This window comes from Myroides sp. C15-4 (genome assembly GCF_050522745.1).
Classification (GTDB): Bacteria; Bacteroidota; Bacteroidia; order Flavobacteriales; family Flavobacteriaceae; genus Flavobacterium.
On record NZ_JBMVQX010000027.1, the window covers coordinates 12,486 to 28,172 of the forward strand.

Genomic DNA, 15,687 nt, shown 5'->3' on the forward strand with positions numbered 1-15,687 from the left:
GTTTGCAATTATTATTATTTCAATTATAATGACACTAATTAAAAGGAAATAGATTAAAATCTATACGTCAATTGAGCGGCGAAATTTCGTGGTGAAATTTCGTTGATATACCCACCTCTGAAATAAGACGTGTATCCTCTCTCATTGAAGATGTTGTTCATAAATACACTTAACGTAGCATTTTTATACGTATACGCTGCTTGTGCATTGATTGTCGTATAACTAGGCATGTCAAATGGTCTTACATTGACGTTTGTATTGTGGCTATCATCACGTGTGATGCTGTATTCATTTACTGGGCGTTTTCCAACAAAGTATACGCCAGCACTTACAGACAACCCATTTAATGTCCCTTGGTCAAATTTATAGCTTACCCATCCATTTGCCGTGTGTTCTGGCGCATTCATTGGCGCAGATCCATCTACATACTGTGGACTATCTTGGTATCTTGCATATAAGTTTGCATATCCTAGCATCACTTCTAAATTATTGGTGATTTTACCGTTGATTTCCAACTCAAACCCGTTGCGTTTTAGATCTCCAGCTAAGATACTTTCCGTTTTTGATTGCTCGTTTGTCGTTGGATCAATATAAGGAGCAACTAAGTTATTTTGGTTGATAAAGAAGTACGTAAAGTTTACTCCTAAGTGATCATTATACCAGTTTGATTTGAATCCAAATTCAACTTGTTTAATATCAGATGCACCAGCATATCCTCCACCGTGTAATAATTTATTCGATTGTCTTAAACTACTTGTTGTCGTATACGAAGCGAACGTACTAATGTTTTCTTGTGGTTTGAAGATTAACCCAAACATTGGATTCCAGCGATCTACTGTTGCATTTTCGGTTGTACTACCATTCAAACGGCTATAGCGAAGTCCTAACATTGCACTTAACTTATCGCCAATAGCGATATAATCTTGTACCATAAATCCGATTGTTGGTGACATCGTTCTTGTTGTAGCAATATCTCCAAAAATCACGTCCTCTGGTAGGGTATTATCAATCGCATCCAACACATTGATATCACTTCTAAAATCAACTAAAGCGTCATTTCCTTCTTTGTCTTTGCCCCAAACTTTACCTGTTGCAGATCCTGCAATTGTTTTTGTTTGTCTATAGTCAAATCCTACTTGGAAGGTATGTTTTAAGATTCCAGTAAAGATGTCTTTTCCGATCAAATCCGCTTGGAATACTGAATTGTAATCATCGGATTGTCCTCTTGATACGGTACGTCTAATGTCTCCGTATTTACTCCAGTCATCGCCAATTTGCTTTTTAGGAATAACCGTTGTTACGTTTGTTGAACGTCCTAATTCATTGTAGATCGATGCTGTATAAGACGTTCTAAAGCTCAATTTTTCTGTTAATTGTCTTTCAAAACGCGCCACGTAATTTTGCATGGTGATCTTTTTTGTGTCGCCTTTGAATCCTAAGAATTTATTATGCGGCATTTCATATAACTCATTCGCATAGTCTGGTCCAAGGTTTACGGTTCCTTTGTCGGTAACATAGTCTCCGTTCAAATAATCCATTTCAACCGTTAACTTCGTTTTGTTATCGATTTTCCATGTTAAGGAAGGATTGATGTAAAAATGTTCATTATTTACATAGGTTCTCCATCCATCATTTCTTTCATATGCCCCATTGAAACGGAAAGAAACCGTTTCTTTTTTATCTAGTACTTGTTCAAAGTCAACCGTTGGTCTAACTTGACCATAGCTACCCGCTCTGAATCCTACTTCTCTATGGTTTTTGAAGTTTGGTGTCTTTGTTACTAAGTTAATCACCCCACCTGCAGCACCTAAACCGTTTCCGATTCCTTGTAATACAGCAGCTGATCCTTTGATCACCTCTACACTTTCAATTCCTTGCATATCCGCGATTGCCGAAGCTGTTCTGAAGTCAGAATCCATTCCTACTCCATTTCTCAACACAGGCGTTCCTCTAAATCCACGCATCGACATACTTTCTGCAGGTCCACCGTAAGTTGAAAATTGAGTAACTCCTGCTACGTTACGCGCAGCATCAGTGATGGTTAAAGCTCCCTGTTCTTTGATGATGTGTTCCGATACAATACTAATGCTCTGTACTTGATCTTGTAATCCAAGTGGTAAACGGGTGATATACTGAAGGTTCTTCACGTTTTTATTGCTTCTTCCGTATACCGTAATATTCTCTAATTGGCTATCTGCAACTAAGAGAAAATTAACAATTTCCTCGTTTTTTACTACGTTAATCTCTCTTTGAGAAGTAGAGTACCCTACAAAAGAAGCTTTCATTGTGTGCTTTCCTTTTTGTACATCACTAAACTTAAATTCTCCATTTTCGTTGGTTTGAACGGCTTTTTGCCCTTCTCCAATCACTACTGTCGCGAAAGGCAATGGCTTATTTACCTCATCTACAACTCTTCCTTTTACGGTAACGTTCTGTGCGAAACCGATCATTACTCCAAAAAGGGCAACTAACCATGTAGTATACGTCTTCATTCTGAAACTGTGTTATTTAGACTTATTAAAAACGTTGCAAATGTAAAGTGATTCTAAATAACCTACAACTTTTATTTAGACTTTTTTTACATAAGCTTTTTGGTGAAAGTTTACAAAAGAAGATGTTTTTTTATCAAAACACCATTTTACCTACTAAATATCAAGGTTATATTGATTAAAACCAATAAAAAGCACGCTCAATATGCTCAATTTCAGGCACAGACTTTTTTATACCAATAGCTACTATGTCAAAGCGAACCTCTTCTTTTCGGTTAAATTGGACGCAAAAAGCATCAGCGGCTGTAGTTAATCGCTTGATTTGAGGGGGCTTTAAAAATTCATGGGGCTTGCCAAAATCAGTAGAACTTCTCGTTTTTACTTCTACAAAGACCAATAGATCATCTATTTCCGCAATAATATCAACTTCTGCCTTGTGGTATTTCCAATTTCGTGCAATAATATGATAACCTTTTTCTTCCAAAAAGGCAACGGCTAATTCTTCTCCTTTTTTTCCTAGTTCTTTTGATTGGCTCATAGATGGGGGTTAACTAAAAGCGACAGTCACCTGATCGTCGGTCACTTCTAGCTCAATAATAGTGCCTAATTTGAGTGCCCAGTTTGATGCTCCATGTCCAGCAGGAAAGTGAAATACGACGGGATAGTTGTACTCTTTCACCGCATCGAGAATAATTTCTTGTGCATTGTATCCAAAGGGAATGGAGTTGTCGTGCATATCGGTCATTCCACCAATAACGAGGCCTGCCAAATCTTGAAGCATGCCGTTTCGCTTGAGGTTGTGCATCATTCGATCCACGTGATACAAGTATTCATCCAAATCTTCAATAAACAAAATTTTACCTTTAGTCTCTATACTCGAAACGGAACCGAGTAAGCTGTAAAGAATCGATAAATTACCTCCCACTAGTAAGCCAGTAGCTTTACCCTTTCGATTGCCACTTACTGCATCAATCGTATACGTTAACGATTGTCCAAAAAGCGCACGATACAATGAATTTTTAGACTCCTCTTTGGCCATGGGAACACTAAATGCCATGATCCCGTGAATGGTTGCTACACCCAAATTGTGCACATGGCTGTGTAGGGTCGTTACATCACTAAAGCCAATCATCCACTTGGGTTGATGTTCCAACAGACTAAAATCTATTGCATCAATAATACGCACGGTCCCGTATCCTCCTCTTGCACACCAAATCGCCTTGATTTCAGGATCACGCAATTGTTGATTAAAATCAGCAACACGCTCGGTATCCGTTCCACCAAGCTGGAAATTATCCAATCCGATTGTTTGTCCTAAAACGACTTGCAATCCCCATGATTCCAATAGCGCTATAGCGGGTTGTGCTTCTTCAACTGAAAATTTTCGAGCCGTACAGACAATAGCCACTTTGTCACCAGGTTGCAAATAAGGAGGGGTACAATACTTCATTATCACGGTATATTTAGAATTTAAAAATCAAAGCGCAGTTGAACCGCAAGGGGTTTCTTTGCCACTTTTTTATTGTTTAAGTTAGTCAAAGATACGCCAATCAAACGCACGGAATTTTGCAGTTTTTCTTGGTATAACAATTCTTTAGCGCAATCGAGGATAATTCCAGCATCGGCAATAAAATAAGGAAAGGTTGTACTTCGAGTTTGCTGTACAAAATCGGCATATTTTATTTTTAGGGTGACTGTTTTACCAGCCAATCCTTGTTTTTTTAACCGCAAGCTCAATTCTTCTACAATATGATCCAATTTGTTTTCGAGGTAGACTTCCGAACTCAAATTCTCGTCAAATGTGCGTTCAGTACCGACCGATTTCACCAATCGATCAGGGCTAACGGGCGAATTGTGTATACCGCGAACGATATAGTAATACGCTCTGCCTGCCTTGCCAAAGTGTTCTTCTAAAAAGTCTATCGATTTTGCTTTCAGATCCAAACCGGTAAAAATACCAAAATGATACATGCGATCAGCTGTTTTTTTTCCAATACCAAAGAATTTTTTTATTTCAAGGGCTTCCAAAAAAGCCTCCACTTCTTCGGGATTGATGGTTTTTTGTCCATTGGGTTTATTGTAATCACTAGCTACTTTGGCTAAAAACTTATTGACAGAAATACCTGCTGACGCTGTTAGCTGGGTGCGTTCAAAAATCTTTTGTCTAATTTCTTGTGCAATTAACGTCGCACTGGGACATCCCTTTTTATTTGCTGTCACATCGAGAAAGGCCTCATCCAACGCTAAAGGTTCAACGAGATCGGTATATTCATAAAATACCGCACGAATTTGCCTCGAAATTTCTTTATAGCGGTCAAAACGCGGAGGTACAAAAATCAAATGAGGACATTTTTTTTTCGCCAATATTCCACTCATCGCACTACGCACTCCAAATTGACGCGCCTCATAACTTGCTGCGGCCACTACACCCCGTTCACTGCTTCCGCCAACAACAATTGGCTTTCCTCTTAATTCAGGATTATCCAATTGTTCTACTGAAGCGTAAAACGCATCCATATCAATATGTATTATCTTTCGACTCATCGTTGCGATAAATTAGTCAAAATAACTGAAAAAAAACAGTTTATACAACGCTAAAAAATTCTCTATTTTTTTATTTTTTTCTGTTTATATCCAAACACTATTGCTTAAATTTGTACGTATATCAAATACTTTTTGAGTAAGTCTCTCTTTTTTAACCTAAAAAAAAGTTATTTACTCCTTTTCGTTTGATACGCTTATTTTAACGCAAAAAATTATATCTCAAAAATGAATGATTTCTTAGCGCAAGCCTTTATATTTTTATTTGCTGCCGTAATTTGCGTGCTCATTTCCAAAAAACTAGGAATGGGCTCGGTTTTAGGTTACCTTTTCGCAGGAGTCTTAATTGGTCCTTTTGTTCTAGGATTTGTAGGCAAAGATGGTGCTGATATAATGCATGCCACCGAATTTGGTGTGGTGATGATGTTATTTTTGGTTGGACTCGAACTTGATCCAAAAGAATTCTGGAAAATTCGGAAGGAGATTATCGGTCTCGGTACAGCACAAGCCCTAGGAACCACTATCATAACGACTGCTGTCTGTTATTTCGCCATTGGTTTGAATTTAGGAACCTCCATTACCATCGGTTTTGTGGTTACCATGTCTTCTACTGCGATTATACTACAAACCATTTCTGAAAAAGGATTGAACAAGTCCAACGTTGGAAAATCGAGCTTTGCTGTCTTGCTCTTTCAAGATATTATGGTCATCCCCGTAATGGCGTTGATTCCCTTACTAGCCGTATCCAAAAAAATACCCATTTCGACTACCAACAGCAGTATGCTTGATGGACAACCCGTATTAATGAAAACTATGGCTATCTTAGGTGCCATTACGATTATCTTTTTAGTGGGAAATTACATTGTCAATCCACTATTTAAATCCGTAGGACGTTTACAAATACGCGAAATTTATACTGCATCCGCACTACTTTTAGTCATTGGGGTTTCACTTCTAATGAAAGAAGTAGGACTAAGCCCTGCATTAGGTGCATTTATCGCAGGAGTTGTATTGGCGAATAATCCATACAAACATCAATTAGAAAGCGATATTGAACCCTTTAAGGCCCTCTTGCTTGGTATCTTCTTTATTGCAGTAGGGTCAACTATTAATTTTGAAATTATTGTTGGAGAACCCTTAATTGTTCTTTCCTTATTACTTGGATCGATGACCATTAAAGCCATTGTCTTAATGGCGATCGGTAAATGGAAAAAATTTCCCAAAGATCAATCGTTTTTATTTGCCATTTTACTTTCGCAAATTGGCGAATTTGCCTTTGTGATTTTAGCCTTGGGAAAAACGATTAACATCATTGATCAAACCTGGTATGATTACCTTTTGGCTACTACTGCACTGTCGATGGTAGTCACTCCTATATTAATGTTGTTAAACGAAAAATGGATCAGCCCTTATTTGGGATTAACACCCTCTACAAAAAACGATCAACCCTATGATGATTTATCACACATCAGTGCAGATAAAAAGATTATCATTGCAGGATTTGGAGATTTTGGTAATACCATTGGACGTTTATTGCAAGCCAATGACATCCCGACCTTGGTATTAGACAACGATGCAGAACGCGTTGATCACTTGCGAAAACTCGGTTTTAATGTGTACTATGGCGATGCAACCTCGATTAATATTTTAAAATCAATTAATGTAGATCAGGCCGATTATGTTATTGCAGCAATGGATCCACCAGACGTTAATCAACATTTGGTCGAAGTATTGCACAAAAACTTTCCCAATGTCGAAGTGATTATTCGAGCGAAAAACCGAAAGAACGCTTATGAATACCTACAAGATGGATTTACAGAAGTGTACAGAGAAAACTTCTTTACTGCTGTTTACGTTGGGAGCGTTATGTTAGAAAAATTGGGCTTGAGTCATGAAGAAGCGAGAACACAAAGCGAATTATTTATAAAAAGTGACCGTGCCTCCTTGAGAAAATTAGCCAAGAACATTCACAATTTAGAAGATTATATCACCGTATCACGACTTGAATTTGAACAGCAATCCAACTTGTTAAAAGACAGTTTGCGACACAAAAGAGAAACCAAAGACACAACCGATTATACGGATTAATACAAAAAGGGAGATCGAAATCGATCTCCCTTTTTGTATTTTATTTTTGCATTTACTTTTTATCTTGTGCTTTATCATGTGTCACTTCGACCACTGTACCTCCAGTTGGAATAAAGAATTCCATCGGGAAGCTTTTAAAGTATCTTAAAACCGCCCAAGCCAAATCTTTAGTTTCCTTGAATGGAATATTTCTCGAGCGGAAAGCCAGCAAGATGGACAAGCCAAAACTAACAATGAAGTTCATGAATCCAATGAGCCACATCCCGATAAAAGCCCAAACTAATAAAGAGGTAGGTGCATCAAACCCTGAGCCATAGTAACCAATGGCAATGTTTCCACTGACAAAGGTAATATGTCGAATATCGATATCTAATCCAATAAAGGTTCCAATAGCACCACAAGTACCCATAAATAGACCAAAGCAAATATTAGACGCAATACCTGGCCATTTCGTATCGACCCAATTGGCAATTTTCGTTGAGCGTTGGATTCCAAAGTTGTGTTTTAACCACGGATGTTCTTGAATACGATAAAATACGCGATTGTGCTTGTTTCTATTGGATACATTTCCAGAGATAATTCCAGATAAAAACAAGAAAACACCTGCGATACCTGCGTGAAATAAGGCTTTCGATTCAATTGGATCTGCGTCAATCAACATGCCTTTCCACTCCTTGGACGCAAGATTAACATCAAAGGCAGAATCAACTCCCCACATCAACAAAAGAGCGATTGGAAAAGCTAAGATTACGTTACCAATGAAAGCAATGAACTGAGAACGCACCAATCGCGCAAAAAGCTTAGCAAATCCGATGTGTTTATCTAAACTATCTACATGCTGTTTGCGACCGTCTTCGATGGCTTTAATAATCGCTGCTGCAGTCATCGCTGGCTGTTTTGTTGCTAAAGTAAAGCCCAATAAATAGATCAAACAGAAACCTAGCGCATAATTTAAACTGTACAGCATCGCATGTCCAAAAATACTCGCATCCAATTTATGGGCTAGCAATTTAAGGATACACATAAAGCCCACAACAATACCTGCCCCCATGGACCCTCTGAACATATGCCAGTATTCACCCGCTGTTTTAGTAATATAGTGTTCGCCAGTTTTTGCTGTATGTTGGGTAATCTCGTAAGAAATTAATTGGGTACTCTCTTTAATTAACCCAGAAACATTATACTTATAACAGTTATAATCAATTAATTTTCGAGCCAAGCGAATGGTATTGGCTTTCTTTTCAATGGCCACCTCGTCGCCCTCAATAATAATGAGCGAAAGTAAAACATCTACGCGTTGAAGCTGCTGTCTCAAGCGCAATAAGCTCTGATTGACTTTGATTGAAATACCGTACTTCGAACTGTTTTTAAAGGCTTGATTGACAAACTCAATACACTGTTTATGAAAAATCTTAATCTGTTTGCAGTTGATGTCATTTGGCGTCAAATAATCGATATTGCCTTTCAACATACTTGAAGCCACCTCCATAAATTCCTTTTCTAGGGCCAAAAAAGGACTTTCAAAATGGGAATATTCAGGAACCATACTAATAATAGCACTCTCCATGGCTCTACCACTCATGCGTTGTGTAATCAATCCGATAGAATTCAACAATTCACCCATTACGGATTCATCCGATATCTTGAAGAAAATATCGTGAAAATTCAGCTGATCAAAGAGTTCTAATAATTGTTCCTCTGGAATCAGGTCCACCCATGCAGCATCCGTATGTTTGTAAAACACTTGGTTTAACACATATTCATAGGTGTCTTTTTCCGGTTGATATGGTAGTACCTTAGCCCACAAACGCTTTTTAACCTCATAGAAAAAATCGGAATCTTGCAAAATCCCCGCATCGGAAATCATACGACTAAAGCGTCTGTTTGACAGTATTTCTTGTAAATACTCAATTAACGCTAAACGCTCAATTTCGTGAGTTTTTAAATAAGAAGTGAAAGAATCTATGGAAACTCGATTCGTTTTTTTTATATTTCTCGGTCGAAAAATGTGTACAAGATCAACTAAAAAAGAAATATCTTCGCTTGTATAGATTTTACCGTCAACTACATATTTATTAAAAAGCTCCTCAATTCCTTGAGGTGATTGCAATATGTATCTTAATTTCATTTAAAAATATATTTTTTTCTTAACAGTTAGATCGAAATGACCTTAACTTGGCATAAATTTACACCTTTATTTTATATCCTATGATTGAAATCGAAAGAAAATTTCTGATCCAAAACGTAAATATTGAAACTTTAGCTGTTTCAAAAAACACAATCGCACAAGGTTACCTCAACAGCGATTCCAATCGAACAGTTCGCGTTCGCTTAAAAAATGATAAAGGATTCCTAACAATTAAAGGAGCGAGTAATGCCTCGGGTACTTCTCGTTTTGAATGGGAAAAAGAAATTGATTTTAAAGAAGCAGAAGCTTTACTTCGCTTATGTGAAGACCATATTATATCGAAAACAAGATACGTCGTTCCGCATGGTTCCCATCTATTTGAGGTCGATGTTTTCCACGGCAAAAATGAGGGGCTTATTTTGGCGGAAGTTGAACTTCAAGAAGAGCATGAGGCCTTTGAAAAGCCAAGTTGGTTAGGAGAGGAAGTAACAGGAAAAAAAGAATACTACAATTCGTATTTATCCAATCATCCTTTCAGCACTTGGTAGTGCATGTACTAGCGTATCCTCTAGCATAAGACCCCTATAGCTAAAAGAAAACCTCCATGGAATTACTTCGATGGAGGTTTATCATTTACATGATTCTCAACAATTTAAAAAAAACAACTCATGCAAATTAGTTATAATGCCGTTTGGGTACGGTTATCTCACGTCCATTATATCTTTTAATTTAGAACAAATATAAATAGTATTTTATAACTAAACAATTCCTTGTCCAATCTCAGCATTACGAAGGCTACACTAAATTTAAACCCACAACATCAATAGCATAAAATACATTGGAATTGCATAGAGAATAAGTAGGGTCCTTTCTTGTTTTAGGTTAAAACTATAATACTGTTAACATTGTATTTTTATTGAAACCCCATAAAATAAAACTAGGCTGATATGATATCAGCCTAGTTTTACTATTTCCCTAAATAATTTTTTTTCTTACTCCCTAAAAAAGAATGGGAGACAAACAATATTATGTGCGGTTTGCGTCCTCGATATGTGGAATTTTTCCCCACATACGACACACATTCTTTTTTTATTGAAATAGAATCAGTTAGCCTAATTCTCTTTTTTACTAGGTGATATTCTTTTTTCACATGACCATTTTCGGCTCAAAAAAACAGAGCAAAAACAGCAAATAACGAGTGACTATACCCTTGTTTTATTATTGAACATTTTCTACCACGCGTTCAATCTTAACGTCTAAAACTCCACGTCCAATATTGTCCGTCAAGTCCATAAAAGCTCGTTTGGAAACATCTACACTTCTTCCTTTTATGAAAGGACCGCGATCCGTAACCGTTAATACAACAGAGCGTTTATTTTTTAAGTTTGTCACTTTTATTTTTGTTCCGAATGGCAGTGTTTTATGGGCTGCGGTGTATTTTGTATTATCAAACACCTCCCCACTTGCCGTTTTTCTACCCGAGAATTTATCGTGATAGTAAGACGCTTTGGTCTCCTTATTTACCACTTCATAATCCTCATCTACCTCAGCCATAACAATAGAATCTGTTTCCTCTACGATAGGTAAATCCAACGTTGCTAATGTGTCTATAACTTGTGCCAATTGCGTTGCAATGGGTCTCGATTTTTCTTTTAGTTTACCTGCCTCCTCAAAACTCGATAACGTAATGATCGCCAAGGCAAAAATAATGTATTGAAAGTATTTCATAATTTCCCTATTTTTAAAATAGACCATACGCTAAAAACAAGAAGCGTACCAAAATAAAAAGTAGATCGCTTACAGAGAAAATGGTTAGGATAATTAGTAATTAAATGACGCTGCCGTTTTTAAGCATAAAAAACAAAAACAACATGCATACTTCTAGTACAAAACAACGAGCAAAACAAAAAGAAATACGAAATAGAGGTGAAGAGCAAGGCTAAAAAAAAAGAGTGCCCTTTTGGAACACTCTTTTTTACTCTATTTTATTTTCGGTTTATGCAAACCAAACTTTCCAAGGAATTCTAGATAAGATTAAAATTAATCCGATCGTGTAGAAAATAGCAAATTTTTTGAATTTTTCTGGGCTTGTTGCTGCTTTCTTGTGCTTAGACCAACCAATCGTAATTAATGCAATAGCAATAACGTTAATTAATGGGTGCTCTAAAGCATATAATCTCAATGTCGAATCTTTCATTGCTGTGCCAAAACCTTGCACTAAAGGAGAAACGAAATAAAGGATTAGACCTAACAATAACTGAATATGACAGAAGATTAACCCCATCAACCCCAATTTACGGTCTTTTTCTGTAAACTCTTTTTTAGAGCTCAATCCTACAAAAGCATTAATGACTACGATTACTAGAAAAATTAATGCTAAATATGCAACGCCTGAATGCGCTGGTTGTAACATCTTATACATATTGTTGTTATTAGTTTATAGACAAATATAAATAAAACTATTGAAATTAACGGCTTTGCTTTTTGATTTGCAAGCTATCTTTCTCCTTTTACCTATCTGTGCGAAAACCTCAACACTTTCCGTTAATCACAAGTAAAGTTTACGGTAAAAAAGAAATAATTCAGCAAAATAAATTCCTTAATCCCTTACAGATGATGCCTGGTACAAAGACCACTTCTCGTATGACCACTTTTTCTTCCATACTTTCTATACTTCCTCAATCTTGTGGCTACACTCTTGTACAAATCAAAGATTAATTGCCAATTGCATTAATCATTCAATGCATCAATACCAAATTTAGATTAAACTATTTATATTCATATCCTTATCCAACTATAAGCCGGGGACAGGGAAAAATACTGAACAAGCTTTATGATGAAAAAAATACTCTTCTTTTTACTTAGCACCTCGTTATTTCTTTCTTGTTCATCGGATTCAGAAGTTGTTGTAAAACCTAAATTTGATGCTAAAGACCACTACCTTCAAGCCAATCTTCCAAAGATTCTCGAGTTAAGCCAAGCCGAAATAAACCATTTTAAAAAACACATGGTATTTAATGAAGACGGCTATCTAAAATCATGGGATGGGGAATTCCTAGACAACGTGTACCATTCCGACGAAGAATATAAAGAAGTACTACTAAAAATATACAGGGACTTACATATAAATCCCGCTAAGATTATCATCATTAACAAGGATAACAAGGAGAGAATACTACCCATATCAGAAGGTAATTCACCAACAGGAAACAAATACACAACATTTCGTAAAAGGGACGAACCGTACATAAGACAAGTAAATGGCGCATATTTGAATAGAGATGGTGATATGTGTATTCCGCAACAAGGTAGTACTTGTTACCTATTAGTAAAACCTCCACTAAAACCTTTACCTCCTTCTAAATAATCACATAACTAAACCATCTGAATATGTTCAAAAAACTAAGTTTTCTCTTATTGTTCTCTTTTACTTTGATTGCTTGTAAAAAAGAATCTCTAGAAGATCACTACATCAAAACCTTTCTCCCCAAAGTACTAACTTTAGATTCATCTGACATCGCGGATTTTAAAAAACACATGGTTTTTAATGAAGACGGTAATTTAACCTCGTGGGACAGTGACATCTTAGAAAAAGCGTATACGACAGAAGACGATTATACCTTTGTGTTACTGGGAATTTACAATAAACTAGGCATGAACCCTAGTAAAATAGTACTTGTTGATTCCACTAGTAACGAAAGAGTGCTTCAACCTGGTTTTTTAGACATCCATGGCAATAAACTTCCTTTATCTGAGGTTGCGAATTGGGATGCGTTATTCTATATAACATCCACTAATTGTGGTATTTGTATTCAAGATTTCCAACAGATGAATAAACTCGCAGCAAAACACGCCAATAAAAGGATTAAATTTGTTGCTATTTTTGATAAAGCACAAAATATCGAGAATTATAAAAAAGGAACGTCTTTTCAAACGCTTGGATTTCTAAATGAGGATTGGATTATCCTTCAAAAAAATATTTTTCTCCCCTATTTAACCCAACAATACGAGGATAGCCTCGGATTTCCGTTTATATTTTTCAGGAAAGATGGGATTGATTTAGGTCAATATCCCAAGTCATCAGATAAGCTTGAGGTCAACCAATACATCTTAAACAAGTATGAAGTCAAAAATGACCAATAAAGAAATGTTATTTAAACTAAATTGGTATACGTTATCCCTATACTAATCCAGCGTAGTATTTACTCTGGATTTTTTTATTTTCCTATGTCTTAGCGTAAATCGCAATGATCGATTCTATTGATCTGTATCAGAACACATAACATAATTGGCAAAAAAAGAGTACTTTAGTATTGAAGTTCTCTGCTTATGATAACCCAAATACGAATTTTATTTCCGTACTATTTACTTTCTTGTACCCTAACGCTAGGCTTGAGTTTAGTTGTCTTGCCACAGTTGTGGTATCTGACTCCAATCTTCACTTGTGGCTTAACCTTGTTGTACTTTTGGTTCTTTCGCAAATACGAGTTATACTATTTTAAAAATCGTGGTACACAACCTTTTCGACTATTCGGTTGGTTATTTTTGACCCATCTATTTTTAGCCTTGCTTGTGTCTCAACTAATGCATTAATCCTATGGCATCCTTACATCTCGACAGTCTTGTCTATCGTCTCAACGACAAAACACAGCTAAACAATGTGTATTTATCGTTACAAACAGGGGATATTGTAGAACTAATCGGCTCGAATGGCGCTGGAAAATCGTCCTTATTGGAAATTTTATTTGGCACTAAAAAAGCACAACACTACCACCTTAGGATTGATAACCGTCTCATTCGTCAAAGACATCAGTTGTCCAAATATTTTGCACTCAAGCCTCAATTTACTATGTTTCCCAAGCAATTGCGTCTGCGTGATGTATTGCCAACAGTCTATTGGACTTGGCCCGAATTCGAATCAAAACAAAGCCAACCCATTCACAGCTTCTCTACGGGTATTCAGCAGCTCATTCAAACGCTGTTTGTCCTCAATTTACCTCAGCCGTTTATCCTACTAGATGAGCCTTTTACTGGACTAGCTCCCCTGCTCCAAGAGCGTCTTCTTCTCATTCTACAAGAAAAAGCACAAACCAAAGGAATTGTGATAACCAACCATCTGCCTGATGTTTTAGATTCAATTCGAACCAAACAACTGCTCCTTCAGAATGGATCACTCACAATACAATAAAAAGGCTTTCAAGTGATATTGAAAGCCTTTTTTATTTTCAAAATACGATATACAAACAACTATATACTAATGCATTAAATATTCAAACACTCCTTAGGACTTCTCTTTTTTACGGTTTACTTTCACACGATAATCAACTATAAACCGGGGACAGGGAGCCTAATACTGAACAACATTTACAATGAAAAAATTCATTTTAACATTTTCGTTTTTAGCCTTTTCTTCTATAGGCTTTGCCAACTGCTTTACTGTTAATTTCTCATGTGGTGGTGGTACAACCTATTGTGCAGAACAAAATTCCTCAATGCTACAAGTCCTGAAAGATATTCGTGATATCGATAATTTTGTCTGTGGATAAAAATTGACAGCGTGTTTTTACACGCTGTTTTTCTCTTAAACTTAAAACGATCATTATGAAAAAAGCACTTTTTGCCTTCCTTATTTTTATGTTGATTAATTCCTCCTATGCGCAGCAAAAAACGGTCATGCGTTATAATTACGCCGGTAAACTCTTAGCAGACAAAACCCAACCTGAACAAGTAGAAGAAAGCGTATTTGTATTAGATATAGAGAATATTGAATCCTCTCGTTTTCTAGAATTAGCGCTCTTGGAAAGAAAACAAGGGACATCCACTGCAAAAAACCAAAATGAACTCATGCAGGTACTCTCTACTTATCGTCCTAAAACTGATTTTTCTATTTTTTATTTCAATGGAATAATAACAACTAAAGACGCTATTCACAAAACAGTTTATACCTATCAAAACTCTGCAAGTGATTTGATCTGGAAAATAGAATCTAACAGCGAAAAATGGAATACTTATACCGTCCAAAAAGCTACGACTTTTTTTGAAGGACGCCAATGGAATGTCCTATTCACACTAGATATTCCTCTAAGAGACGGTCCTTATAAATTTAAAAACTTACCTGGTTTTGTGGTCAAAGCTTGGGATGAGGAACATCACTATGAATTTGAATTGATCAATAGCGAGAAAATAACGATTGACAATTGGGATTTGGCTAATCCAAAAGAGATCGTGACTCAAATCACCCCTCAACAATACGAAAAAGCATTAAAAGTATATCAAAGCAAAACGTATAAAGATTTATTAATTGAAATGAATCCTGAAAATGCTAAAACAATTCCCGATGAATTTGCTGAAAAAATAGGACTTCGTTCAAATCCGATATACAAAGTTCATTAGATATTGTCCTTTAGTTTCGTTTACTTTTTTACCAACCTCATGATGTAT

Annotated in this window: 14 protein-coding genes; 7 read left to right on the forward strand and 7 right to left on the reverse strand. The window is 36.4% G+C overall.

Annotated features, from left to right (window positions below):
* Positions 1-53: 53 nt before the first annotated feature.
* The 4 genes from ACPDHL_RS11815 to dinB form a co-directional block, all read right to left on the reverse strand.
* Positions 54-2,492 carry a TonB-dependent siderophore receptor gene (locus tag ACPDHL_RS11815; RefSeq protein ID WP_430532963.1) on the reverse strand — a complete coding sequence of 813 codons (2,439 nt, stop codon included), beginning with the start codon at positions 2,490-2,492 and terminating at the stop codon, positions 54-56.
* A gap of 175 nt (positions 2,493-2,667) precedes the next feature.
* The gene (locus ACPDHL_RS11820) at positions 2,668-3,027 is read right to left on the reverse strand and encodes a YraN family protein (protein ID WP_430532964.1); all 360 of its coding nucleotides are present in this window, start codon (positions 3,025-3,027) and stop codon (positions 2,668-2,670) included.
* 9 nt (positions 3,028-3,036) lie between these two features.
* Complete coding sequence (locus ACPDHL_RS11825; protein WP_430532965.1) at positions 3,037-3,939, reverse strand: S66 peptidase family protein; 903 nt, start codon at positions 3,937-3,939, stop codon at positions 3,037-3,039.
* Between the two features lie 20 nt (positions 3,940-3,959).
* Complete coding sequence (gene dinB / locus ACPDHL_RS11830; RefSeq protein WP_430532966.1) at positions 3,960-5,033, reverse strand: DNA polymerase IV; 1,074 nt, start codon at positions 5,031-5,033, stop codon at positions 3,960-3,962.
* A gap of 225 nt (positions 5,034-5,258) precedes the next feature.
* On the opposite strand from dinB, the gene ACPDHL_RS11835 reads away from it, so the two are divergent.
* Positions 5,259-7,118: a monovalent cation:proton antiporter-2 (CPA2) family protein gene (locus ACPDHL_RS11835; protein ID WP_430532967.1), complete on the forward strand. Its 1,860-nt coding sequence runs from the start codon at positions 5,259-5,261 to the stop codon at positions 7,116-7,118.
* A 52-nt stretch (positions 7,119-7,170) separates the two neighbouring features.
* On the opposite strand, the gene ACPDHL_RS11840 is transcribed toward ACPDHL_RS11835, so the two are convergent.
* Positions 7,171-9,246, reverse strand: a complete 2,076-nt coding sequence (locus ACPDHL_RS11840) for a site-specific recombinase (RefSeq protein WP_430532968.1) — start codon at positions 9,244-9,246, stop codon at positions 7,171-7,173.
* An 80-nt stretch (positions 9,247-9,326) separates the two neighbouring features.
* On the opposite strand from ACPDHL_RS11840, the gene ACPDHL_RS11845 reads away from it, so the two are divergent.
* Entirely contained in the window at positions 9,327-9,794 is a 468-nt protein-coding gene (locus ACPDHL_RS11845; protein WP_430532969.1) for a CYTH domain-containing protein, read from the forward strand.
* Positions 9,795-10,464: 670 nt separating this feature from the next.
* Here the strand turns inward: ACPDHL_RS11845 and ACPDHL_RS11850 are convergent.
* The gene (locus tag ACPDHL_RS11850) at positions 10,465-10,974 is read right to left on the reverse strand and encodes a septal ring lytic transglycosylase RlpA family protein (protein ID WP_430532970.1); all 510 of its coding nucleotides are present in this window, start codon (positions 10,972-10,974) and stop codon (positions 10,465-10,467) included.
* 268 nt (positions 10,975-11,242) lie between these two features.
* Positions 11,243-11,668 carry a hypothetical protein gene (locus ACPDHL_RS11855; protein ID WP_430532971.1) on the reverse strand — a complete coding sequence of 142 codons (426 nt, stop codon included), beginning with the start codon at positions 11,666-11,668 and terminating at the stop codon, positions 11,243-11,245.
* A 411-nt stretch (positions 11,669-12,079) separates the two neighbouring features.
* Here ACPDHL_RS11855 and ACPDHL_RS11860 point away from each other — a divergent pair, with 411 nt between their 5' ends.
* The 5 genes from ACPDHL_RS11860 (at position 12,080) to ACPDHL_RS11880 (ending at position 15,639) form a co-directional block, all read left to right on the forward strand.
* Positions 12,080-12,613, forward strand: a complete 534-nt coding sequence (locus ACPDHL_RS11860) for a hypothetical protein (protein WP_430532972.1) — start codon at positions 12,080-12,082, stop codon at positions 12,611-12,613.
* A gap of 23 nt (positions 12,614-12,636) precedes the next feature.
* Positions 12,637-13,389, forward strand: a complete 753-nt coding sequence (locus ACPDHL_RS11865; RefSeq protein WP_430532973.1) for a hypothetical protein — start codon at positions 12,637-12,639, stop codon at positions 13,387-13,389.
* 454 nt (positions 13,390-13,843) lie between these two features.
* Positions 13,844-14,434: an ATP-binding cassette domain-containing protein gene (locus ACPDHL_RS11870; RefSeq protein ID WP_430532974.1), complete on the forward strand. Its 591-nt coding sequence runs from the start codon at positions 13,844-13,846 to the stop codon at positions 14,432-14,434.
* Positions 14,435-14,615: 181 nt separating this feature from the next.
* Positions 14,616-14,792, forward strand: a complete 177-nt coding sequence (locus ACPDHL_RS11875) for a hypothetical protein (RefSeq protein ID WP_430532975.1) — start codon at positions 14,616-14,618, stop codon at positions 14,790-14,792.
* 55 nt (positions 14,793-14,847) lie between these two features.
* Entirely contained in the window at positions 14,848-15,639 is a 792-nt protein-coding gene (locus ACPDHL_RS11880) for a GLPGLI family protein (RefSeq protein ID WP_430532976.1), read from the forward strand.
* Positions 15,640-15,687 lie beyond the last annotated feature (48 nt).

Coding starts and splice junctions, on each gene's coding strand:
- ACPDHL_RS11815 (WP_430532963.1), bottom strand. CDS start 2,492: ATGAAGACGTATACTACATGGTTAGTTGCCCTTTTTGGAGTAATGATC.
- ACPDHL_RS11820 (WP_430532964.1), bottom strand. CDS start 3,027: ATGAGCCAATCAAAAGAACTAGGAAAAAAAGGAGAAGAATTAGCCGTT.
- ACPDHL_RS11825 (WP_430532965.1), bottom strand. CDS start 3,939: ATGAAGTATTGTACCCCTCCTTATTTGCAACCTGGTGACAAAGTGGCT.
- dinB (WP_430532966.1), bottom strand. CDS start 5,033: ATGAGTCGAAAGATAATACATATTGATATGGATGCGTTTTACGCTTCA.
- ACPDHL_RS11835 (WP_430532967.1), top strand. CDS start 5,259: ATGAATGATTTCTTAGCGCAAGCCTTTATATTTTTATTTGCTGCCGTA.
- ACPDHL_RS11840 (WP_430532968.1), bottom strand. CDS start 9,246: ATGAAATTAAGATACATATTGCAATCACCTCAAGGAATTGAGGAGCTT.
- ACPDHL_RS11845 (WP_430532969.1), top strand. CDS start 9,327: ATGATTGAAATCGAAAGAAAATTTCTGATCCAAAACGTAAATATTGAA.
- ACPDHL_RS11850 (WP_430532970.1), bottom strand. CDS start 10,974: ATGAAATACTTTCAATACATTATTTTTGCCTTGGCGATCATTACGTTA.
- ACPDHL_RS11855 (WP_430532971.1), bottom strand. CDS start 11,668: ATGTATAAGATGTTACAACCAGCGCATTCAGGCGTTGCATATTTAGCA.
- ACPDHL_RS11860 (WP_430532972.1), top strand. CDS start 12,080: ATGATGAAAAAAATACTCTTCTTTTTACTTAGCACCTCGTTATTTCTT.
- ACPDHL_RS11865 (WP_430532973.1), top strand. CDS start 12,637: ATGTTCAAAAAACTAAGTTTTCTCTTATTGTTCTCTTTTACTTTGATT.
- ACPDHL_RS11870 (WP_430532974.1), top strand. CDS start 13,844: ATGGCATCCTTACATCTCGACAGTCTTGTCTATCGTCTCAACGACAAA.
- ACPDHL_RS11875 (WP_430532975.1), top strand. CDS start 14,616: ATGAAAAAATTCATTTTAACATTTTCGTTTTTAGCCTTTTCTTCTATA.
- ACPDHL_RS11880 (WP_430532976.1), top strand. CDS start 14,848: ATGAAAAAAGCACTTTTTGCCTTCCTTATTTTTATGTTGATTAATTCC.